Source organism: Streptomyces sp. NPDC054863 (genome assembly GCF_053610825.1).
In genome coordinates this window covers 1-4,890 of record NZ_JBSGZD010000426.1, presented here as the reverse complement: position 1 = coordinate 4,890, position 4,890 = coordinate 1, and the positions used below count along the sequence as shown (strand labels likewise).

General features: G+C 70.3%; 6 protein-coding genes. 5 read left to right on the top strand and 1 reads right to left on the bottom strand.

Annotated features, from left to right (window positions below; all coding sequences use genetic code 11):
- Positions 1 to 87: 87 nt before the first annotated feature.
- Together ACWGIG_RS36925 and ACWGIG_RS36920 are read left to right on the top strand one after the other, a co-directional pair.
- Positions 88 to 531: an NUDIX domain-containing protein gene (locus ACWGIG_RS36925; RefSeq protein WP_453326092.1), complete on the top strand. Its 444-nt coding sequence runs from the start codon at positions 88 to 90 to the stop codon at positions 529 to 531.
- A gap of 150 nt (positions 532 to 681) precedes the next feature.
- Positions 682 to 1,044 carry a 3'-5' exonuclease gene (locus ACWGIG_RS36920; protein ID WP_453326091.1) on the top strand — a complete coding sequence of 121 codons (363 nt, stop codon included), beginning with the start codon at positions 682 to 684 and terminating at the stop codon, positions 1,042 to 1,044.
- A gap of 432 nt (positions 1,045 to 1,476) precedes the next feature.
- Here the strand turns inward: ACWGIG_RS36920 and ACWGIG_RS36915 are convergent, their stop codons facing one another.
- Entirely contained in the window at positions 1,477 to 1,818 is a 342-nt protein-coding gene (locus ACWGIG_RS36915) for a hypothetical protein (RefSeq protein ID WP_453326090.1), read from the bottom strand.
- On the opposite strand from ACWGIG_RS36915, the gene ACWGIG_RS36910 reads away from it, so the two are divergent.
- The 3 genes from ACWGIG_RS36910 (at position 1,817) to ACWGIG_RS36900 (ending at position 4,811) form a co-directional block, all read left to right on the top strand.
- The gene (locus tag ACWGIG_RS36910) at positions 1,817 to 2,074 is read left to right on the top strand and encodes a GNAT family N-acetyltransferase (protein WP_453326089.1); all 258 of its coding nucleotides are present in this window, start codon (positions 1,817 to 1,819) and stop codon (positions 2,072 to 2,074) included. The genes ACWGIG_RS36915 and ACWGIG_RS36910 overlap by 2 nt on opposite strands.
- A 109-nt stretch (positions 2,075 to 2,183) precedes the next feature.
- On the top strand, positions 2,184 to 2,831 hold the full coding sequence (locus ACWGIG_RS36905) for a class I SAM-dependent methyltransferase (RefSeq protein WP_453326088.1): 648 nt from the start codon (positions 2,184 to 2,186) through the stop codon (positions 2,829 to 2,831).
- A 390-nt stretch (positions 2,832 to 3,221) separates the two neighbouring features.
- Positions 3,222 to 4,811, top strand: coding sequence for a S8 family serine peptidase (locus ACWGIG_RS36900; protein ID WP_453326087.1), 1,590 nt, complete (start codon positions 3,222 to 3,224; stop codon positions 4,809 to 4,811).
- The last annotated feature ends 79 nt before the right edge of the window (positions 4,812 to 4,890 follow it).

Here is a 4,890-nt window from a genome sequence, read left to right as displayed (position 1 = left end):
GCCATGCTCCGCGACGGCACCTTCTACGACCCCCAACCCGCCCCAACCCCTTGACCAAAGTCATAGGGGCACCCCCCCCCGGGAATCATGAGTAGCGAACTGGCACACCCGGTCATCGACACGCACGTGATCGTGCGCAACGGTGACAAGATCCTCCTCTCACAGCGCGGCGGCCCGTACGGACGGGGACGCCGGCACACGCCCTCCGGGAAACACGACAAAGGGCGAAACCCTCAGGGACGGCGCAGCCCGCGAGCTGTTCGAGAGACCAAGCTGGAAGTCGACCCCGACCACCTACGACTCGTCCAGGTCGTTCACCACCGGCAGAACGACACGATGACCCGCATCGGCTCCTTCTTCGAAGCCACCGAGTGGAAGGGCGACCCCGTCAACCAGGAGCCCTCCATGTGCATGGCCCTGGAGTGGTACACGGTGCACGAATTGCCCGACGACATCATCGAGTACCCCGAGGCCGGCCTGCGCGGCTACCTGGACAACGCGGGCCATCTCTCCGAGCACAACTGGGGGTAGCCCACCGATACGCCTCGCCATGAACCACGCCTCCTGGCCTGCACTCTGCGTCCTCAACGTCGAAGGCAACGGCCTCAACCCGACCGACCTGGTAGAGGTTGCCGTACTCCCCGTACGCGACGGACGCCCGGACACGAGCACCGCGGGCGCGTGGCTGACCCAGCCGCGCCCCCCGTCACCTCCTTCGCGGCGAACATCCACGGCCTCACCAACGAGCAGTTGGCGCACGAGCCAAGCTGGGAGGACATCGCCGGGCCGGTTCATACCCTGCTCGGCGCCGCGTGGGTCTGTGCCCAAAACGCACACGTGGACTACCGGGTGCTGTCCGCGCACCTCCCCCACTGGAAGCCGGCCGGAGGCCTCGACACCCTCCGCCTGGCCAAAGCCACCTACCCTGCCCTCGGCAAGTACAGCCTCGACGCCCTTCTCGGCCACGTGCAGCCGGATCTGAGAGCCGCCCCGCGCACCGCCACCGCGCCACCTACGACGCGTACGCCACAGCACAGCTCCTGATCGCCATGGCCGACCACTACGACACCTGGGATCAGCTCGCCGCCGCGGCCGTACCGCCCCACCTGCCCAAAGCCCCCAAGCCAGAAGAAGATCTGACCCTCTGGTGACCACACCATCCGAGCCCCAGCAGACATGGTGCAGCCACGCCGTCGCCTGGACGGTACGGCCCTCCACCCGGGCCGAGGCGGGAGATCTCCTTGACCCACGACTGCCGACCGCGCACGCCATCGCACGGGCGTTCCGGCACAACACAGCGATCGCCGCCGGCGGTCCGGGCCACAGCATCGCCTACCTCAGTACCAACCGTGTCGGCCACCACCTTCGTGTCCGGTGCGGTCTGCCAGCGGACACCGACCGACTGGCCCTGGACGCCGCGGCCCGCGACCGCGCGTTCCGCACCTTCGCCGGGGCGGTCGAAGTCGCCCGCGCCCACTACCTGTCCGCGCGCGCCGAAGGGGCCATACCTGAGACAGTGCCGGACACCTGGCGCGACAGCCCCCGCACCTGCCCCACCGCCAGCGGAACGACCGCCGCTGCACCGATCAGCGCGGCGCCCCAGGCGAGCGTCGGCCGTACGCCGAGCGCGGCCGACACCGGGCCCGCCAGGAGGTAGCCGACCGGGACGGGCAGGAGCTGGCCGAGTGTGGCGTAGGACAGGGTGCGCCCGAGCCGCTCCGCGGGGATGCGCTCCTGGACGTGGACTACGGCCCGCCCTGCGCGGCCCCGGAATGGCGGATGGCCGAACCTGATGCCCCGGACGAAGTGGGGCGCCATGTCCTGCCCGAGGTCGATGGCGATGCTCGGGGACGTGGCGGTCGTGGACCGGGTGCGGGCCGAGGATGCCCATCGTCGGCGCGGACTGGGCCGGTTCGTGATACGCGCACTCACCGAGCACGCCCTGAGCGAGGGCGCCGACCTCGGCCTCCTCGGCGCGACCGATGCCGGGCGCGCACCGTACGAGACGCTGGGCTGGAAGGAGCACGCGGCCCTGGCGGAGTGTGCCTACCGGCCGGACGTCCCTTCGAAGTGACGGTCGCGGTCACGTGCCAGGACCGTGGTTCCGCCGGGCATCATCGCCGGCGGAGCTTCCCTCGGGGCGGGCGGCGGGCGAGCGCGCGCGGATGCTAAGTTCCCTTCCCGTGATGGGGCACCAGGAGGAGACCAGGGCCGCCTACGACGGCGTCGTCGAGCTGTACGCGTCGTTGTTCGCCAACCCGTTGGAGACGCAGCCGTTCGCACGGAACATGATCAACACCTTCGCCGAGCTGGTGCGCGGGACAGGAAACCCACGGGCAGCCGACGTCGGGTGCGGGCCAGGACACCTCACCGGCATGCTGCACGACCTGGGGCTGGACGCGTTCGGGCTCGACCTTTCCTCCGGCATGGTCGACCACGCCCGGCGGGCCCTTCCGGCACTGCGGTTCGACGAGGCACGGATGGAGGCCCTGCCGGTCGAGGACGGCGCACTCGGCGGCGTACTGGCCCACTACTCGATGATCCATACTCCGCCCGGGGAACTACCGGCCCTGCTCGCCGAGCAGGCACGTGTCCTGGCACCGGGGGGTCTGCTCCTGGCCTCGTTCTTCGCCACGGATGGGCCGGAGCCGGTCTGCTTCGACCACAAGGTGGCGCCCGCCTACAGCTGGCCGGTGGACCGGTTCGCCGAGTTGCTGACCGGGGCGGGGCTGGTCGTGTCCGCCCGGCTGATCCACGACCCCGCCTCCGAACGCGGCTTTCTTGACGCCCACTTGCTGGCCCGGCTCTCTCCCCCCTCGGCCGGGGCGTGAGACCGGCGTGCGGGCGGGCACTGCCGGGCTCGCCCCCTCCGGAGTGACGCGATGGAACTCGACCGTCTGCTTCCCCCTACGGCCTGCACTCCCGGTTCGTCCGGCGGATCGCCGCGGACCCGGCGACCGTGTGGCGGGCGTTGACCGAGGTCGCCGTGCGGGAAAACCCGCTCGACGCGACGCCGCATATGACGGCGCGTCATGTCACCTGTGTGGCAGTCGTGTTGGGGGGGTGCAGGACTCTTGTGAGGTCCCGGGGGATGGGTCAGTCTTTCGGTGTCGGCCGGTCGGCGGCAAGCCGGAGTCCACCACGCATTGGCTTGTCATGCCCCTGCCGTACATTTCCCCACAGATGCACTTCGGTGAACCACCCACGAGGAGGACCCTCCGATGTCGATGCGTCCAGCACCCTTCCACAGCGGTTCCATCACCCGAAGATGCGCGGTGGCCGGTGCCACCGCCGTCGCCGCCCTCGCGCTCGGCGCTGTCTCCGTCCTGCCCGCCGCCGCGGCCCCGGCAGCCGCCGAGGGCCGGATCGAGAACGCGGGAGCCGCCGGTGCCGTCCCCGGCAGCTACATCGTCACCCTCAAGGATTCCGTCGTCGACGCGGAGTCCCCGCAGGGCCAGGCCCTGGCCAAGCGGTACGGCGCCAAGGTCAAGGACACCTACGAGCGGGCCCTCAACGGGTACGCGGTCGAGCTGTCCGAGGACCGGGCGAAGAAGTTCGCCGCCGACCCCGCGGTCGCCTCGGTCTCCCAGAACCGCGTGTTCACCATCGACGCGACCCAGCCCAACCCGCCCTCCTGGGGCCTGGACCGCATCGACCAGCGGGCCCTGCCGCTCGACAGGAGCTACACCTACCCCGACACCGCGGGCGAAGGCGTGACGGCGTACGTCATCGACACCGGCGTACGCATCACCCACAGCGACTTCGGCGGCCGGGCGAGCTACGGCTTCGACGCGATCGACAACGACAACACCGCCCAGGACGGCAACGGCCACGGCACGCACGTCGCGGGCACGGTCGGCGGCACCGCGTACGGCGTCGCCAAGAAGGCGAAGATCGTCGGCGTCCGCGTGCTCAACAACCAGGGCTCCGGCACCACCGCCCAGGTGGTCGCGGGAATCGACTGGGTGACGAGGAACGCCGTGAAGCCGGCCGTCGCCAACATGAGCCTCGGCGGCGGCGTGGACACCGCCCTCGACACGGCCGTACGCAACTCCATAGCCAGCGGCATCACTTACGCGGTCGCCGCGGGAAACAGCGGTGCCAACGCGCAGAACTACTCCCCGGCGCGCGTCGCCGAGGCGATCACCGTCGGTTCGACCACCAGCACCGACGCCCGCTCCAGCTTCTCCAACTACGGCAGCGTGCTTGACCTGTTCGCCCCTGGCTCGTCCATCACCTCGTCGTGGAACACCGGCGACACCGCCACCAACACCATCTCCGGTACGTCGATGGCCGCCCCGCACGCGGCGGGCGCAGCCGCACTCCACCTGGCCGCCAACAGGACCGCCACCCCGGCCCAGGTCTCCGCCGCCCTCAGCGCCGCCGCCACTCCGAACGTGGTCGGCAACCCGGGCACGGGCTCCCCCAACAAGCTGCTGAACGTGGGCAGTTCCACCACTCCGCCAGGCAAGCGCTTCGAGAACGCCACCGACGTGGCCATCAGCGACAACGCCACCGTCGAGTCCCCGGTCACCGTCACCGGGGTCACCGGCAACGCCCCGGCAGCCCTCAGTGTCCCGGTCGACATCAAGCACACCTACATCGGTGACCTGAAGGTCGACCTGGTGGCCCCCGACGGCAGCGTCTACAACCTCAAGGCGTACGGGTCGGGCGGCAGCGCCGACAACATCGCCCAGACGTACACCGTCAACGCGTCCTCCGAGGTGGCCGACGGCACCTGGAAACTGAGGGTCAGCGACAACGCCAACGCGGACATCGGCAAGATCGACCTCTGGGCCCTCCAGTTCTGATCCCGGCACTGGACCCCGACGGCCGGCACACCACCTTGAGGTACGGCGACTGACGCACGCGGGTCTGTTCCTCCGGGGT

Bases quoted from the DNA above. Each gene is read 5' to 3' on its own strand.
- ACWGIG_RS36915 (WP_453326090.1), bottom strand. From the start codon at position 1,818: ATGGCGCCCCACTTCGTCCGGGGCATCAGGTTCGGCCATCCGCCATTC.
- ACWGIG_RS36910 (WP_453326089.1), top strand. From the start codon at position 1,817: ATGTCCTGCCCGAGGTCGATGGCGATGCTCGGGGACGTGGCGGTCGTG.
- ACWGIG_RS36900 (WP_453326087.1), top strand. From the start codon at position 3,222: ATGTCGATGCGTCCAGCACCCTTCCACAGCGGTTCCATCACCCGAAGA.
- ACWGIG_RS36925 (WP_453326092.1), top strand. From the start codon at position 88: ATGAGTAGCGAACTGGCACACCCGGTCATCGACACGCACGTGATCGTG.